16 protein-coding genes are annotated in these 16313 nt (G+C 61.9%); 7 read left to right on the forward strand and 9 right to left on the reverse strand.

Annotated elements, in window-relative coordinates; all coding sequences use genetic code 11:
- Positions 1–11: 11 nt before the first annotated feature.
- The 5 genes from ACXJKE_RS08875 to ACXJKE_RS08895 all read right to left on the reverse strand — a co-directional run bounded on the left by ACXJKE_RS08875 (position 12) and on the right by ACXJKE_RS08895 (position 4982).
- Positions 12–932, reverse strand: a complete 921-nt coding sequence (locus ACXJKE_RS08875) for an RluA family pseudouridine synthase (protein WP_457280223.1) — start codon at positions 930–932, stop codon at positions 12–14.
- An 18-nt stretch (positions 933–950) separates the two neighbouring features.
- On the reverse strand, positions 951–1691 hold the full coding sequence (gene trmB / locus ACXJKE_RS08880; protein ID WP_457280224.1) for a tRNA (guanosine(46)-N7)-methyltransferase TrmB: 741 nt from the start codon (positions 1689–1691) through the stop codon (positions 951–953).
- Positions 1688–2668, reverse strand: a complete 981-nt coding sequence (gene gluQRS / locus ACXJKE_RS08885) for a tRNA glutamyl-Q(34) synthetase GluQRS (protein ID WP_457280225.1) — start codon at positions 2666–2668, stop codon at positions 1688–1690. Before gluQRS ends, trmB begins: the two co-directional genes overlap by 4 nt.
- A gap of 112 nt (positions 2669–2780) precedes the next feature.
- Positions 2781–3854 carry an NAD(P)/FAD-dependent oxidoreductase gene (locus tag ACXJKE_RS08890; protein ID WP_457280226.1) on the reverse strand — a complete coding sequence of 358 codons (1074 nt, stop codon included), beginning with the start codon at positions 3852–3854 and terminating at the stop codon, positions 2781–2783.
- A gap of 180 nt (positions 3855–4034) precedes the next feature.
- Positions 4035–4982, reverse strand: coding sequence for a LysR family transcriptional regulator (locus tag ACXJKE_RS08895; protein WP_457280227.1), 948 nt, complete (start codon positions 4980–4982; stop codon positions 4035–4037).
- 125 nt (positions 4983–5107) lie between these two features.
- Here ACXJKE_RS08895 and ACXJKE_RS08900 point away from each other — a divergent pair, with 125 nt between their 5' ends.
- The 6 genes from ACXJKE_RS08900 to ACXJKE_RS08925 all read left to right on the forward strand — a co-directional run bounded on the left by ACXJKE_RS08900 (position 5108) and on the right by ACXJKE_RS08925 (position 9056).
- The gene (locus ACXJKE_RS08900; protein WP_457280228.1) at positions 5108–5809 is read left to right on the forward strand and encodes a pirin family protein; all 702 of its coding nucleotides are present in this window, start codon (positions 5108–5110) and stop codon (positions 5807–5809) included.
- Between the two features lie 126 nt (positions 5810–5935).
- Positions 5936–6331, forward strand: a complete 396-nt coding sequence (locus ACXJKE_RS08905) for a DoxX family protein (RefSeq protein WP_457280229.1) — start codon at positions 5936–5938, stop codon at positions 6329–6331.
- A 96-nt stretch (positions 6332–6427) separates the two neighbouring features.
- The gene (locus ACXJKE_RS08910) at positions 6428–6982 is read left to right on the forward strand and encodes a flavodoxin family protein (protein ID WP_457280230.1); all 555 of its coding nucleotides are present in this window, start codon (positions 6428–6430) and stop codon (positions 6980–6982) included.
- 40 nt (positions 6983–7022) lie between these two features.
- A complete protein-coding gene (locus ACXJKE_RS08915) occupies positions 7023–7430 on the forward strand; it encodes an OsmC family protein (RefSeq protein ID WP_457280231.1) in 408 nt (135 codons plus the stop codon).
- Positions 7427–8311 carry a pirin family protein gene (locus ACXJKE_RS08920; RefSeq protein ID WP_457280232.1) on the forward strand — a complete coding sequence of 295 codons (885 nt, stop codon included), beginning with the start codon at positions 7427–7429 and terminating at the stop codon, positions 8309–8311. Before ACXJKE_RS08915 ends, ACXJKE_RS08920 begins: the two co-directional genes overlap by 4 nt.
- Positions 8312–8360: 49 nt before the next feature.
- Complete coding sequence (locus tag ACXJKE_RS08925; RefSeq protein ID WP_457280233.1) at positions 8361–9056, forward strand: DUF599 domain-containing protein; 696 nt, start codon at positions 8361–8363, stop codon at positions 9054–9056.
- A gap of 14 nt (positions 9057–9070) precedes the next feature.
- Here ACXJKE_RS08925 and egtB read toward each other — a convergent pair whose 3' ends face one another.
- Both egtB and ACXJKE_RS08935 read right to left on the reverse strand, forming a co-directional pair.
- Positions 9071–10414 (reverse strand): ergothioneine biosynthesis protein EgtB, encoded by a 1344-nt coding sequence (gene egtB, locus ACXJKE_RS08930; RefSeq protein ID WP_457280234.1) that lies wholly within the window; start codon positions 10412–10414, stop codon positions 9071–9073.
- Positions 10415–10528: 114 nt separating this feature from the next.
- Positions 10529–11338, reverse strand: coding sequence for a sulfurtransferase (locus tag ACXJKE_RS08935; RefSeq protein WP_457280966.1), 810 nt, complete (start codon positions 11336–11338; stop codon positions 10529–10531).
- A gap of 83 nt (positions 11339–11421) precedes the next feature.
- On the opposite strand from ACXJKE_RS08935, the gene dnaE reads away from it, so the two are divergent.
- Positions 11422–14904 carry a DNA polymerase III subunit alpha gene (dnaE, locus tag ACXJKE_RS08940; protein ID WP_457280235.1) on the forward strand — a complete coding sequence of 1161 codons (3483 nt, stop codon included), beginning with the start codon at positions 11422–11424 and terminating at the stop codon, positions 14902–14904.
- 60 nt (positions 14905–14964) lie between these two features.
- Here the strand turns inward: dnaE and tolA are convergent, their stop codons facing one another.
- A complete protein-coding gene (gene tolA, locus ACXJKE_RS08945) occupies positions 14965–15753 on the reverse strand; it encodes a cell envelope integrity protein TolA (RefSeq protein ID WP_457280236.1) in 789 nt (262 codons plus the stop codon).
- Between the two features lie 112 nt (positions 15754–15865).
- Positions 15866–16306, reverse strand: a complete 441-nt coding sequence (locus tag ACXJKE_RS08950; RefSeq protein WP_457280237.1) for a biopolymer transporter ExbD — start codon at positions 16304–16306, stop codon at positions 15866–15868.
- Between the last annotated feature and the right edge of the window lie 7 nt (positions 16307–16313).

Consider the following 16313-nt stretch of genomic DNA (forward strand, 5'->3'; position numbering starts at 1 on the left):
CCAAGGCCTGATCAAGGCCGCAGATCCTGCAGCGCCAGCCGGCTTTCAAAGCGCCGTTGCTCGCCCGTTACCGGGTCCATGAACGCGATGGATTTGGCCAGCAACTGCAGCGGGTAACGGTAATCGTCGTCGGGTGTTACTTCCACCGGCGGGTACATGCGGTCATTCAGCAGCGGCAGGCCAAGCGCATTCATGTGCACGCGCAGCTGGTGCTTCTTGCCCGTTACGGGGCTGAGGGCATACAGCGCTTTGTCGTCCTTCACGTCGAGCACATCGATCAGCGTTTCGCTGTTGGGCTGGCCCTCTATTTCACGCTGCCGGAAAAAAGGCTCGTCTTCGACGATGCGGCTTTTGCGCGTGAGAGGAAAGCCGATGTCGGCGCGCCATGGCGCCACGGCTTCGTAGTGCTTGGTGACCTCATGCCGGCGAAACAATGACTGGTAGGCATCGCGCTCGGCCGGGTTGACCGAGAACAGCACCAGGCCCGCGGTTTCGCGGTCAATGCGGTGGATGGGCACCAGGCCGTCGATGCCGAGCCGGTTCTTCAGGCGCACCAGCAGCGTCTCCTGCAGGTAGTGGCCTGAGGGTGTGACGGGCAAAAAATGCGGCTTGTCGGCCACCACCAGGTGGTCGTCCTGGAACAGCACGGTCTCTTCAAACGGAATGCGGGGTTCTTCGTCCAGTGCGCGGTAGTAGTAGACGCGGATGTGGCCACGGTAGGGACGTTCGGCGGTGACGGCTTCGCCGAATTCATCGACCACCAGTCCGTCTTGCATGCGTTGCAGCCATACTTCGCGCGATATCGCCGGAAAGCGTTCCACCAGGAAATCAGTGATGCTCGGCCAGTTGCCGGCCGGCAGGCCGACGCAGCTGGGGCTGATACCTGCCCGCGTGGTCAAGCCATGCAGCCCGAGCTTGGGTGTTTTACTCACACCTGCGCAGCCGCAAGATCACGCACGCACAAAAACGACGTCCCAGACGCCGTGCCCCAGCTTGATACCGCGGTTTTCAAATTTGGTCAGTGGGCGATAGGCCGGTTTGGGGGCGTAGCCGCCGGTGCTGTTGTCCGCAGTGTTTTTCAGCAGTGGCTCTGCGCTCAGCACTTCCAGGATCTGCTCGGCATAAGGTTGCCAGTCAGTGGCGCAATGCAGATAGCCGCCGGGCTTGAGGCGCGCTGCGAGCTTGGTGATCAGCGGTGGCTGGATCAGCCGGCGCTTGTTGTGCTTTTTCTTGTGCCAGGGGTCTGGGAAGAAGATGTGCGCGCCGTCAAGGCTGGCGCGGGGGAGCATGTCGTCAATCACTTCGACCGCGTCGTGCTGCAGGATGCGGATGTTGGACAGGTTTTGTTCGTCAATGCGTTTGAGCAGGGCGCCCACGCCGGGCGTATGCACTTCGCAGCAAATGAAGTTCTTCTCGGGCATCAGCGCGGCAATGTGCGCCGTGGCCTCGCCCATGCCAAACCCTATTTCGAGGATGGTGGAGGCGCTACGCCCAAAGGCTTTTTCAAAATCCAGCGCTGCATCGGCATACGGCAGCAAAAACTTCGGGCCCACATCGGCAAAGGCCTTGGCCTGGCCCGCCGTGGTGCGGCCGGTGCGGCGCACAAAGCTGCGGATGTTGTGGGGCGGGTGGGTGTCGGCGGGCGCGCCTTCGGGCGAGGCAGGCGGCACGGGGGGAAGGGTTTCAATCACTTGCCGATTTTAGTCGCCCAGAGTGGCGCGGCCAGTTGCAGCCAGGCGGCGGGTGTCGCGGCGTTGGCTATTCGCTCGACTTCCAGCCCCAGCGTTTGGCCCGCCTGGGCCAGCAGCGTCAGCGGTTGGGAGGTGTCCAGCGGCTGGGCACCGTTCTGCTTGGACAGCTTTTCGCCATTGGCGCCCAGCACCAGCGGCGTGTGCAGGTAGCGCGGCAGCGGCAAGCCGAGTGCGCGCTGCAGCAGGATTTGCCGCGCGGTATTGTCGGCAAGGTCTTCACCGCGGACGATGTCGGTGATGCCCTGGGCTGCATCGTCCACCACCACGGCCAGCTGGTAGGCCCAGAGGCCGTCCGCCCGTTTCAGGACAAAGTCGCCGACATCGCGGCCGACGTCTTGCATCTGTGTGCCCAGGCGGCGGTCGTCCCAGCGGACTTCGGCTTGTGCGGTAGCCAGCGGCGTGGCATCAGTTGCTATTAAATTAATAGCTGCTCGCGCAATACCTGATTGGGCCAGGGCGCTATTTGGCACATAATTTGGCGTCAAAAACCGCCATGCACGTGCAGCACGGCCATGCAGCCCGTTGCGGCAGGTGCCGGGGTACACCAGTTCGCCATGGCGTTCGCGTGGCTGCCCGGACGCGGCCAGCGCCCGCGCAATGTCCTGCCGTGTGCAGGCACAGGGGTAGGCCAGGCCGCGGGTGACCAGTGAATCCAGGGCGTTCTGGTACAGGGCGCCGCGTTGTGACTGGTAAACCGGTGCTTCATCGGGTACCAGGGCACAACAGGCGAGCTGTTCAAGAATGACGCGGTCTGCGCCCGGCACACAGCGCGGGGTATCGACATCTTCGATGCGTACCAGCCAGCGGCCGTGGTGCGCCCGGGCATCCAGCCAGCTGGCCAGGGCCGCCACCAGCGAGCCCGCGTGGAGCGGGCCTGTGGGAGAAGGCGCAAACCTACCTTTGTAGCCCGAGGCCATAAGCAGAAGAAACTATGAGAAAGCTAACCTGGCGGCCGCCGCGCCGGGCCGCCCCAAGCAAGGCCAGCCCCCTCGGGGGGCAGCGCAGTACGCGAAGCGACAAGCGTGGGGGCTAACAAACTTCGAGGGCCATCTCAAGGCCCGAGACAAAGCCATCTTCGACGCGGTGGCCGAGGCACCAGTCGCCGCACGCGCCAATGCGCGATTTGGCGTCCCAGGCGTGGGTTTTGCCCAGGGGTTGTTGCGTCTGGGCGTGGCGCCAGCGGTGCACCGCCGCATGCGGCGGCTGGGCGCGGATGCCGGTCACTTCTGTGAAGGCCTTCAGCAGCTTGGCCTTGACACGCTCGGCATCGTCTTCCAGGTGGCGTTCCGACCATTCCGGGCTGGCCTGCACGGTCCAGCGTTCGATCGGGCTGCGCCCAGGCTTGGACGATTCCCGCGCCAGCCAGGCAATGCGGTGGTGCGTGCTGCGCGCTGCATTCCAATGGGGCCCCAGGTGCGCCATGGTGGGCTGCATCGCTTGCGGAAAAGCCAGCATCAGTGTCCAGCAGGGCGCAACGCTGACCTCTGACAACTCGGCCACCAGGGGCTTGGCCTGTTGCGAGCTGAGCAACAGGGCCTGCGCCTGCGAAGACGGCACCGCCAGAATGACGGTGTCAAAGCCCGAATGCACGCGGCTGTCTGCGCCGGGCCCTTCGGTTTGCAATTGCCACTGGCTGGCGTGCAGCTTGTCGGGTTCGATCCGCATGACTTCGGTTTCCAGCGCGAGCTGGCCGGCGGCATCGAGGGGCTGGGCCCACAGCCGCACCAGTGCGTTCATGCCGGGTGAGGCGACCCAGTGGGCTTCCTTGGGCGGCAGCGCCGAGGCCACGACACGGCCCAGTTCATCGAGGATGCGCACGGTGTTGGCGCTCCAGGGCCGGACCAGCCCGGTAGCGGTGGCCAGGGCCTTTTCAAAGCGCGCGTCCCGCACGGTGAAATATTGCGTGCCGTGGTCAAAACCGCCGAATTCGCTTTCGCGTGTGGCCATCCGGCCGCCGGCGCCCCGGCTTTTTTCAAACACGGTGACGCGGTGCCCGGCCTGCACCAGGGTACGGGCGCAGGCAATGCCCGCAATGCCTGCGCCTATGACGGCAATGCGGCGCGGAGCCGCGGATTCAGGGGAGCGGATGGATTTTTTTGTCATGTCTTTGTACTTTGTGCGGTTTGACGAATGGGGTGCTGCGGATCGTTCAAGTGATTTGCGGCGTCCCGGCGTATGTCATCACATCTCAACCATAAACGAAAACTTCAGGAAGCTGTTCTACGCACACACTCTACACGCAGCCGCAGCGCATGCGCAGTTATTGCGTGCCACTACGGGTTTTCATGCAGACTGGTCGCGCTCCAGCAGGGCTTTTCGTGTGGCGGAATTTTCCAGTTGCTTGAGCCACCACTGCAGTGCCCGCCCGCCATGGCCGTCCACGGCGCGCAACCACGCATAACTCATGGGCACGAGGCGCGGGGCTCGCTGCATTTTTTTCTCGACCAGCCTGCCGGTGGCGACATGCGGACGCGCAAGGTATTCAGGCAGGAAGCCGCCGCCCAGGCCGCGCAGCTGGGCTTGCAGTTTTTCCTGCATGCCGGGCACCGTAAAAATGTCCTGGCCGCCGAGCAGGCCCACAGTGATGCCGCTGCCACGCTGCACGGAATCTGCCACGGCCACGGCCCGGTGGGGCATCAGCATCGCATCCGTTATCGGTTCAGCAGCTTTTGCCAGTGGGTGATGGGGCGCCACTGCGTAGATGAAATGAATGCTGCCCAGCGTCTTGTGCTGCACCGATGTATTGACGGACGGTTCCATGGCCACCCCGATGGCCAGGTCTGCCTGGCCTGAGGTAAGCGCTTCCAGCGTGCCTGAGAGCGCTTCTTCGCGGATCCGCAGGCGTGTGGGTGGGTTCAGGGCAAAAAAAGCCTCGCACAGCTCCATCACGGTGGTGCGCGAGATCACGCTGTCCACGGCCAGCGTAAGCTGCGGCTCCCAGCCGGTGGCGACGCGTTTGACGCGATTGGCCACGGCGTCGAGTTCGGCCAGCAATCGGTTGCCTTCACGCAGCAGTTCCTTGCCGGCCTCGGTCAGCTTGGCCTGGCGCGAAGAGCGGTCAAACAGCAGCACGTCCAGGGCGTCTTCCACCTGGCGGATGCGGTAGGTGAGAGCACTGGGAACGAGGCCCAGCTCGCGTGCCGCCGCTGCCATGCTGCCGGCCCGGTGCACGGCGCCAATCAGGCTGATGCTCTCGGGGGTCAGGGCATCGCGAATCCGGTTATTTGTCATTGGGTTAAAAATCATTCAAATAATTTGAATGATGCCATCAAAACGCAGCAATGAAAAGCGGGCTGCCGGCGCCTACATTGGAGTCATTGCAACGCAGTTCAACGCACCTTGAAAGGAGCACCTCAATGATGACTTTAAGAACGTCCGGCGAACGCGGTTACGCCGACCACGGCTGGCTCAAATCTTTTCATTCCTTTTCGTTCGCCGGCTATTACGACCCGGCCCACATGGGTTTTGGCAACCTGCGCGTCATCAACGAAGACCGCATTGCCGCCGGCCGCGGCTTCGGCACCCATGGCCACAAAGACATGGAAATCATCAGCTATGTGCTGAGCGGTGAGCTGGCGCACAAGGACAGCATCGGCAACATCAAGGGCATCCCGCCCGGTGATGTGCAGCGCATGAGCGCGGGCACCGGCGTGCAGCACAGCGAGTTCAACCACGCAGACGGCCAGACCACGCATTTCCTGCAGATCTGGATCGAGCCCAATGTGACCGGCATTCCTCCAAGCTACGAGCAAAAAACATTTGCCGATGCCGAAAAGCGCGGCACGTTGCGGCTGGTGGCTTCGCCCGACGGCAGCCAGGGCTCGGTGCTGATCCATGCCGATGCCAGGCTCTATGCAGGCCTCTTCAACGGCGCGGAAACCGCCACGCTGCCGCTCGACGCGAAGCGCAAGACCTATGTGTTCCTGATTCGCGGACAGCTTGAAGTCAACGGCCAGGTGCTGAAGGCCGGCGATGCCGCTGCGCTGCAGGCAGAAGGCACACTGCAACTGGGCCACGGCCAGGACGCCGAGGTGCTGGTGTTTGACCTGGCACCGTAACGCCCGGTCACATGCTGTAACCCATCACCCAGGTCAGGTGCCGAATGCGTACAGGCGCATGGCGCTTGCCCAGAGTGTTTTTTTCCTCCATCATTTCCCCGTTTACTTTATTTATAAGGACTCGTCATGCTCAATTCCCTGCAAAACCCTCTCTCCCTGATCGGCCGCTTGCTGCTGGCCCTGCTGTTTGTGCCTGCCGGCTTCAGCAAGATCGCCGGCTTTGCCGGAACGGTTGGCTACATCGCCTCCAAAGGCGTGCCGCTGCCTGAAGTCGCTGCCGCCATTGCCATCGTGGTAGAGCTCGGCCTGGGCATCCTTTTGGCCGTGGGCTTCCAGACGCGCTGGGCCGCGCTGGCCATTGGCGTCTTCACCGTCGTCATCACCTGCGTCTTTCACGCGTTCTGGGTTGATCCTGCGCAACAGATGGCGTTCTTCAAGAACATGGCCATCGTCGGCGGCCTGTTCACCGTCGCAGCTTTTGGCGGCGGCGCCTGGAGCGTAGACGGCAAGACCAAAGGCTGATCCATCAACGGGGCTGCAGCTTTGGGCATGAAGCCCTGCTGCAGCCTTTTTGTTTGCCTGCTTTAGATTTCAACTCTCTGCCGCGAAAGACACCGAATGTCCAAAGTTGTCGTGATTTACCACTCCGGCTATGGCCACACCCAACGCATGGCGCAGTCAATCGCCGAAGGCGCAGGCGCTGAACTGGTGGCCATCGATGCCGACGGCAACCTGCCCGAAGGCGGCTGGGAAACGCTCAATGCCGCCACGGCCATCATCATGGGATCACCCACCTACATGGGCAGCGTCAGCTGGCAGTTCAAGAAGTTTGCCGATGCTTCTTCCAAACCCTGGTACACCCAGGCCTGGAAAGACAAGCTTTTTGCCGGCTTTACCAATAGTGCAGCCATGAGCGGTGACAAGATGTCGACGCTGAATTACCTCTTTACTTTGGCCATGCAGCATGGCGGCATCTGGGTCAGCCAGGGCGTGTTGCCCAGCAACAGCAAGGCGGCGGTGCGCAGCGACACCAACTACCTTGGCTCTTACAGTGGCGCTGTCGCACAATCGCCATCGGATGCAGGTGCCGGCGAAATGAATGCAGGCGACCTGGAAAACGCCCGCAACTTCGGGCAGCGCGTGGCCGGTATCGCCGCGAGATTCGCTCCCTGAATCAGCTTTCTAAACCAGCTTTCTTTTTACAGGAATTGTCATGACCGTTGAACTCAGGCACAACCCTCCGGCGGAGCTGGCCCAGCATCTGCAAATCCGCAGCCACGAGCTGATTACCGACGCTACGCTGGCAGAAGGCGGTGATGATGCCGGCCCCTCACCCCATGACCTGTATGACGCGGCACTCGGCGCCTGCAAGGCCGTGACGGTGATGTGGTACGCCCGCAAGAAGGGCATTCCTGTCGACGAAATAAAAACGCGGGTTGAACGGGACGACTCCCAGGAGCGCGCCGGCGTCTACAGGCTTGCCACCAAACTCCAGATCAAGGGTGCCTTGACGGACGCCCAGTTGCAGGAATTGCACACCGTGGCCCAGAAATGCCCGGTGCACAAACTCATGAGCACGGTCACGACGGAAATCACGACGGATGTGGAGCGGCTGGCATGAGCGTTGCGCTGAAACTGACAGGACATCACAAAGACCTGGGCGGCGGCTTCATGGTGCGCCGCCTGCTGCCTTCCGCGCAGCAGCAGTCGGTTGGTCCTTTCATTTTCTTTGACCACTTTGGCCCGGTGACCGAACAACCCGGTACCAACCATGACGTACGGCCGCATCCGCACATCGGCCTGGCCACTGTGACCTATCTGTTCGAAGGCGCCATGATGCACCGCGACAGCATCGGCTCTGCCCAGCGCATAGAACCCGGTGCCATCAACTGGATGACGGCAGGGCGGGGCATTGTGCATTCAGAGCGCGCGCCCGACGACCTGCGTGACATCCCATATGTGAACCATGGCTTGCAGCTGTGGGCTGCCTTGCCCGCAGAGTTTGAAGAAACAGCGCCGGGTTTTTCACACACGCCGGCGGACAGCATCCCAGAGGTATCCGTGGACGGTGCGGTGGTGCGTGTGCTGGTCGGTGAGGCATTCGGAAAAGTCTCGCCCGTCAAGACCTTCTCCAAAACTCTTTACCTGGATGTGGCGCTGGCGGCGGGCACGCCTTTCACGTTGCCGCCGCTGGCAGCGCAGATGGCGCTGTATGCGGTGGACGCCGACCTGCTGCTGGACGGCGAGCCGCTGGCAATGCACACGCTGGCGACCCTCTCGCCCGGCACAGCAGTACAGCTCAGCGCAAACACCCCGACGCGGCTGGTGGTGATTGGCGGCGATGCACTGGATGCACATCGCTTCATGTGGTGGAACTTTGTTTCCAGCCGCAAGGAACGCATCGTGCAGGCCGGCGAGGACTGGGCCGCCCAGGCCATGGGGCAGGTGCCCGGGGAGACTGAATTCATCCCGTTGCCTGAACGGAAATTCACTGCGGGCTGAGGCGCGGTCAAAGCCTTTTCAGGGAAAGCGCAGCGTTTAAGATCACGCGATGCAAATTTTCAGCCTGCTTCCCTGGTCCGACTGGATGGCCATTGTCTGGTTCTTTGGCGGCTGGATGGGCTATGCATGGTTCGCCCGGCACTATGGGGTCAAACGGCCTTCGCTGCTGCGTACCACCAACCGTTACCGGCACCATTGGCTGATACAGGCCACGTCGCGCGACCCGCGCGTGATCGACGGCATCATCACGCAGAATCTTTCCAGCACACCGGCTTTTTTCTCTTCAACCACGATCATCATCATCGGTGGGCTGTTCGCGCTGCTGGGCACCACCGACAAGGCGGCCGAGCTGGTGCGCGAAATCCCGTTTGCCGTGCGCACCTCGGTGCTGATTTTTGACCTCAAGGTACTGCTGATGGTGGCGGTGTTTGTCTACGCATTTTTCCGCTTCAGCTGGTCCATGCGCCAATACACCTTTGTCGCCCTGCTGATTGGCTCCATGCCGTCGCCGCAGGAGTTTGAGGTGGGGAAGTTCGACCGTGAAGCGTTTGCCACGCGCGCCAGTCGCATGGTGAGCCTGGCGGCTGAAACCTTTAACGACGGGCTCCGGGCCTACTACTTCAGCTTCGGCATCATGGCCTGGTTTTTTTCCACCTTTGCGTTTGCGCTGGCCACTGCCGTGGTGGTGCTGATTTTGTACAACCGCGAATTCAACTCGGATGTGCTGGACGTGTTGCGCGAATAGCCTGACAGTGCTTCTCAGGGCCGGCCGTCGGGCAGGTCACGCGCCAGGCGCAGGCCGCTGAATTGCCAGCGGGCATCGGGCGGAAAAAAGTTGCGGTAGCTGGCACGTATGTGGCTTTGCGGCGTGGCGCAGGAGCCTCCGCGCAGCACAAACTGGTTGCACATGAACTTGCCGTTGTACTCACCCACCAGGCCTTCCCAGGGCCTGTAACCGGGGTAGGGGTTGTAGTTCGACTGTGTCCATTCCCAGACGTCGCCGTACATTTGGGCCGGCAGGCCGTGGCTTTCCTCCTGCTGCGGCAGGGGGTGGTATGCCGATTTTTCTACAAAATTGCCTTGCGGCACAGGGCTGGCCGCCACACTGCGTGCTGCCAGTTCCCACTCAAACTCTGTCGGCAGGCGTGCACCGGACCAGCGCGCAAAGGCATCGGCTTCGAAGTAGCTGAGATGGCAGGCCGGCGTGTTCGGGTCTACATCAATCAGCCCTTGCAGCGTGAAGTGCTGGTAACTCCCTTCGCTGCCCTGCCAGTAAAAGGGCAGGCTAACGCCGTTCTCAGTCACCCAATCCCAGCCCATGGAAAGCCAGAACTCCGGGCGCTGATAGCCCCTGTCGGTGATGAAGGCCATGAACTCGCCGTTGGTGGCGGGCCGGCTGGCCAGCTCGAAGGCCGCCACATACACCTTGTGGCGGGGCGTTTCGTTGTCGAAGGCAAACCCACCGTCGCGTCCCGCGTCAAAGCCGTGTTCCACCAGACCCGCATCGTGGCGCAGCCAGTCCACCGGTTGCGGATGTATGCCGGCAAGCGGCCAGCGGCTGGCATAGGCGGGACGTGCCGGATTGAAAGACAGCGCGTGTTTGATGTCTGTCAGCAGCAACTCCTGGTGCTGTTGCTCGTGGTGCAGGCCCAGGGTGACCAGGCTGGCCAGCTCTTTTTTTTGCGCGGTGTTGGCGTCGGCCTCTACCTGCGCAATCACCTCTAGCATGCGCAGGTCGACCTGGGCACGGTAGGCCAGCACTTCGTCGAGGGAAGGCCGGCTGATCAGTCCGCGTTTGGGCCGCGGGTACTTGTCGCCTACGCCGTTGTAGTAGCTGTTGAACAGCACCCTGAAGCCTGGATCAAACGGCTTGAAGTCCGGTTCAAACCGCTCGAGGATGAAAGTCTCGAAGAACCAGGTCAGGTGAGCCAGGTGCCATTTGGCAGGGCTGGCGTCCGGCATGGACTGGAGCTGGCAGTCCTCGGGGCTCAGGGGCGCGATCAGGGTTTCGGTCTGCGCCCTGATGGCCATAAAGCGCACGGCCAGCGGAGACTGACGCGGCTGGAGGGTGTGGGAGCGGGAGGGTGATGGTTCTGTAGGCATGATGGCTACCGTATGGATGGGCGCGACAGAGGGCGGACCCATGACCTGCACAAAAGGGAAGCTGTCGGTGTGATAGCAATGAGCGGCTTAAAAGCTTTGCACGGCACCCGGCCTTCAGCTGTCAGACAAGGCCTCGAATGCAGTGGGGATGGCCGGGGGAGCGGACCTCGAAAGCGGCTTGGCCACAGGATTGACCTGGGGTTTCAGTTCAGGGTCCAGGGCGCGCCGCTCGTCAAACACAAAACATTCGCCGTCAAAATGCGTGCGCCCGCTTTCCTCAAAATACTTGAGGATGCCGCCATCGAGCTGCCAGACGTTTTCGATACCGGCTTCGCGCATGAAGATGGCGGCTTTTTCGCAGCGGATGCCGCCGGTGCAAAAGCTCACGACGGTCTTGCCCGCGAGTTCTTGCCGGTGTGCCAGCAGGGCCTGGGGAAATTCGGTGAACTTGCTGATGCGCCAGTCGATGGCGTTTTTGAAAGTGCCGACATCGGCCTCAAAGTCATTGCGGGTGTCCAGCGTCACCACCGAGCGGCCCGTGTCGTCGCAGCCCGCGTCAAGCCAGCGCTTGAGCGTGGCGGCGTCCACCGCCGGCGCGCGCCCGGCGGCTGGCTGGATGGCGGGGTGGTTCATGCGGATGATTTCCGGCTTGACTTTGACCAGCAGCTTGCGAAACGGCTGGGCAGCTGACCAGCTTTCCTTGGTTTCAAGATCGCTAAAACGGTCATCCTGCTTTAACCATGCCAAAAAATCATGAATATCCTGCGCCGGGCCTGCAAGGAACAGGTTGATTCCTTCTTCTGCCAGCAGTACCGTGCCTTTGATCGCGCGCTGTTGCAGCGCCTGTTCGATGCTGCCCTGCAGCATCGCGGGCTGCGCCAGCAAGACGAATTTATAGGCTGCAATGTTCAGGATTTGCATGATGCGGTCGATTGTAGGCAGGCACGCAGGGCCTTGCACTGCGTCACGGCGCCTCAGCGGACAGCCTCGGCCCTAAAATGACCTTTATGTTTGTTCATTTGCGCCTTCACACCGAATTTTCAGTCGTCGACGGCACCAACCGCATCGATGAAGTCGTCGCTGCCGCCGCTGCGGACCACCAGCCAGCCCTGGCCATCACGGACCTCAGCAATCTGTTCGGAACCGTCAAGTTTTACAAGGAAACCCGGGGTGCTGGTGTCAAACCCCTGATTGGGGCCGATGTGTGGGTGCAGGTGCCGGGCAAGGACGCCGGGGCGCCCGCCGCGCGCCTGCTGCTGCTGGTGCAAAACCGTCAGGGCTACCTGAACCTGTCCGAAATCCTCACGCGGGCCTGGACCAAAAACGTGGTGCGCGACCAGGCGGTGGTCAAGCTCGAGTGGCTGCAAGAACTCAATGAAGGCCTGATTGCGCTGTCGGGCGCGCAGGGCGGGGCCGTGGGCCAGGCGCTGCTGCAGGGCGACAGCGCGCGCGCCGTGGAATGTGCGCTGTACTTCGCGGGCCTCTTCCCGCACCGTTTTTACCTCGAACTGCAACGCGCCCAGCGCCCCGATGACGAACGCCATGTGGCGGCCGCCGTCCAGCTGGCGGCACGGCTCAAGCTGCCGGTGGTGGCGACCCATCCGGTGCAGTTCCTGACCTACGACGATTACGAGGCGCATGAGGCCCGTGTGTGTATTTCGGAAGGCGAAATCCTGGGCAATACGCGCCGCGTGCGCAAGTTCACGCGGGAGCAGTACTTCAAGTCGGCCGCGCAGATGGCGGCGCTTTTTGCCGATGTGCCCACCGCGCTGGCCAACACCGTGGAAATTGCCCGGCGCTGCAACCTCACGCTGGAGCTGGGAAAACCCATGCTGCCCGACTATCCCACGCCGGAAGTCAATGGCGTGCGCATGCCGATCAACGAATACTTCCGCCACGCGTCGTTTGAAGGGCTGGAAGAGCGCCTGACTCACCTGTACCGCGACGTGGCCGTGCGCGACCAGAAGCGGCCCGAGTATGTGAAGCGCCTCGAGTTCGAGATCAACACCATCCTCAAGATGGGTTTTCCCGGTTACTTCCTGATTGTGGGTGACTTCATCAACTGGGCCAAGAACAACGGTTGCCCGGTGGGGCCGGGCCGGGGCTCCGGCGCCGGTTCGCTGGTGGCGTATTCGCTCAAGATCACCGACCTGGACCCGCTGCAGTACAACCTGCTGTTCGAGCGCTTCCTGAATCCGGAACGGGTTTCCATGCCCGACTTCGACATCGACTTTTGCCAGAGCAACCGCGACCGCGTGATCGATTACGTGAAAGACAAATACGGCAAGGAAGCCGTGAGCCAGATCGTGACCTTCGGCACCATGGCCGCGCGCGCCGCCATCCGCGACGTGGGCCGCGTGCTCGACTTCCCGTATGGCTTTTGCGACGGCATTTCCAAGCTGATTCCGAACAAACCGGGCCAGCACATCACGATTGAACAAGCCAAGGAGCAGGAGCCCATCCTGGCCGAGCGCGAGCGCAAGGAAGAGGACGTACAAACATTGCTGGCGCTCGCGCAAAAGCTCGAAGGCCTGACCCGTAACGTCGGCATGCATGCCGGGGGCGTGCTGATCGCGCCCAGCAAGCTGACCGATTTCTGCCCGCTCTATGCGCAGCCTGGCAGCGATTCCGCCGTGAGCCAGTTCGACAAGGACGACGTGGAAGCGATCGGCCTGGTCAAGTTCGACTTTTTGGGCCTGGCCACGCTTACCATCCTGGAAATCGCCCGGGAGTTCATCATCGCGCGCCACCCGGCGCAAAAAGACTTCAAGTTTGAAGACCTGCCACTCAACGACCGAAAGGTTTACGAGTTGTTCGGCCGGGGCCAGACCGAAGCCGTGTTCCAGTTTGAAAGTATCGGCATGCAGCGCATGCTGAAAGACGCGAAGCCGGACCGCCTCGAAGACCTGATTGCGATGAACGCGCTCTACCGGCCAGGGCCGATGGAGCTGATCCCGACCTACATCGCGCGCAAGCAGGGCAAGGAAGTGCCCGAATACCCGGACCCGCGCGTCAAGGCCATTCTCGAAGAGACCTACGGCATCATGGTCTACCAGGAGCAGGTGATGCAGACCGCGCAGATCCTGGGCGGCTATTCGCTAGGCGGCGCCGACTTGCTGCGCCGCGCCATGGGCAAGAAGAAAAAAGAAGAGATGGACGCCCAGCGCGAGATCTTCCGCAAGGGTGCGGGCGAGGGCGGCCTGAGCGAGGAGAAAGCCGACGAGGTTTTCGACCTGATGGAAAAATTCGCGGGCTACGGCTTCAACAAGTCGCACTCCGCCGCCTATGCGCTGCTGGCCTACCACACAGCCTGGCTGAAGGTGCACTACACCGCTGAATTCTTCGCCGCCAACATGACGGTGGAAATGGACGACACCGACAAGCTCAAGATCCTGTTCGGTGACGCGCAGAAGATGGGCATCCAGTTCGAGTCGCCCGACATCAACCGCGGCGACTACCGCTTCGAGCCGATCAGCGCCACATCGGTGCGTTACGGCCTGGGCGCCGTCAAGGGCACGGGCCAGCAGGCGATTGCCGCCATCGTGGCGGCGCGCAAGGAAGGCGGCCCGTTCACCTCGCTCTACGATTTTTGCGTACGTGTGGACCGCAGCCGGCTCAACAAGCGCACGGTCGAGGCCCTCATCAAGGGCGGAGCTTTTGACAACCTGCAACTCAACCGTGCGTCGCTGCTGGCGTCGGTGGACCGCGCCTTTGAGTTTGCCGCTGCGACCGAAGCCAATGCCAACCAGGGCGGGCTGTTCGACATGTCCGACTCGCACGCGGCCAGCACCCAGGAGCCGGCGCTGGTCGAGGCCATGCCTTTCGGTGTGAAGGCGCGGCTGGTACTGGAAAAAACGGCGATCGGGTTTTACCTCTCGGGCCACCTCTTTGACGAGGTGGAGACCGAAGTGCGCCAGTTTGCCAAGCGCAAGATTGAGGACCTGATCGATTCGCGCGAACCTCAGCTTCTGGCTGCCATTCTGAGCGACCTGCGCGTCATCAACGGCAACCGCGGCAAGCTGATCATTTTCAAGCTCGACGACAAGACCGACGTGCTTGAAGCCTCGGTGGACGAAACGACCTTCAACGCCAACCGCAACCTGCTCAAGGACGACGAACTGGTGATCGTGCAAGGTACGCTGCAGGGTGCGTCGGAGCGCTTCGGCCGCCGCTTCAAGGTCACGCAGGTCTGGGACCTGGAAACTGCCCGCTGCAAATTCGGCAAGTACCTGCGGGTGGCGGTCAACGGTACCGCACCGGATATCTCCCGGCTGGTCAGGGACTTCCCGCCACGCCGCGAGATGTCAGACCAGGGAGAACTGAGCCGCGGTTTGCCGGTACGGTTGAGCCTCAGGCGCCAAGGCGAGGCCGGCGGCGTGACAGCGGAGCTTCATCTGGGGGAAGCGGCCAAATTCTTCCCCACCGATGCCGCGCTGGCCAGCTGGATGGCGCAGGCCGACAAAGGGCTGGTGCAGATTGTTTATGAGTGAAAAAGGCCTCTGAGCCATTAGGGACGAGCGCAAGCAGCTATAAAAAATGTAGCGCTTGGCTTAGTCCTTGGGTCCGAATTCAACGGGGAAGTCTGTAATCACTTTGCCGTTTTCATCTGGAGGAATGCGTTCTGCCTTCTCTACAGCCCGGAGAACGGCCTCGTCCCAAGCTTGCACCCCACTGGATTTGCTCAGCTTTGAACTCATGATAAGTCCTGTGGAAGAGACTTTCACCTGGACGATAGCTTTCGGGTTTCCCTGAATGCTTTCAGGATTTGCAAAGGTGATGTTGCGCTTGAACAAAGCGGCCAATCGTCCTTTGTAATTTGCCGATGGACCGCTGGCCTTTTGAGCCGTACCAGTGGCGTCGGCGCCGCCGGTGGCACCGGCCTGGCCCATCATTCGCTTGAGGTTTTCGTCGCGCAGCTTCTTCGCAGCAGCATCGGCCAGTTTTTGCTTCTCGTCGTCTTTCGCGTCCTGCTTCTTCGCTTCGGCCTTTTTGGCGTCTTCGGCAGCCTTGCGTTTGGCCTGCTCTTCTTTGGCCTTCAGTTCTTTTTCTTTTTTCGCGAGCTGTTCGGCCTTGAGCTTTTCCTGCTTCTGGTTCTCGGCCTCTTTTTGCTGCTGCAACAGCTTGCGCTTTTTCTCCTGCTCCAGGGCGATATCGACATTGGATGCCGGCGGCGGCGTCTTCACTTCCGGCGTGGGGCGCGCGGGTGGGGGCGGCGGTGGGGTAGGGGCTTCCACCAGTTTGGGCGCTGCCGCCTGCGGCACACTGGACCAGATTTCTGCATCAAACGACACGGCCTTGTCGCTGTGTTTCCAGTTGATGCCCCAGGTCAGCGCGGCCATCAGCAGGATGTGGGCGAACAAGGCCAGCCCGAACGCGCGCAACGACCCGCTGTCGCGGGGCGGTCCGAATTCGAGGCGATCTGCGGCGCTGGGCATGGCGGGTTACGGGCGGCTACTTGTTGCCGGTTTGTACCGAAAGGCCCACGCGTGACACCCCGGCTTTTTGCAGGTTGTCCATGACCTGGACCACGGTTTCGTACTTGATCGATTTGTCGGCGCTGATGACCACGGGCACCGCTTCGGCGCCGGCAGCTTTCACGGCCGGCTCCAGCCGTGCGATGTCGCCTGCGACGTTGCGCACGTTGCTGGGCACGCTGTCGGTCTTGATCTTGATCTGCACGGTTTCATCCTTGCTGATCAGGATCTGCACCGGGTTCTGCGGCTGGCTGGGTGCCTTGCCGACCTTGGGCAGCGCGATCATGCTGGGCGTGATGAGCGGCGCCGTCACCATGAAGATGATGAGCAACACCAGCATGACGTCGATGAACGGCACCATGTTGATTTCGCTGATGGTGCGCCGGTTGCGGCCGCGGCGGGAATTGACTGCTGGCATGGCGGTC

The sequence above is a fragment of the Polaromonas sp. P5_D5 genome (genome assembly GCF_054049435.1).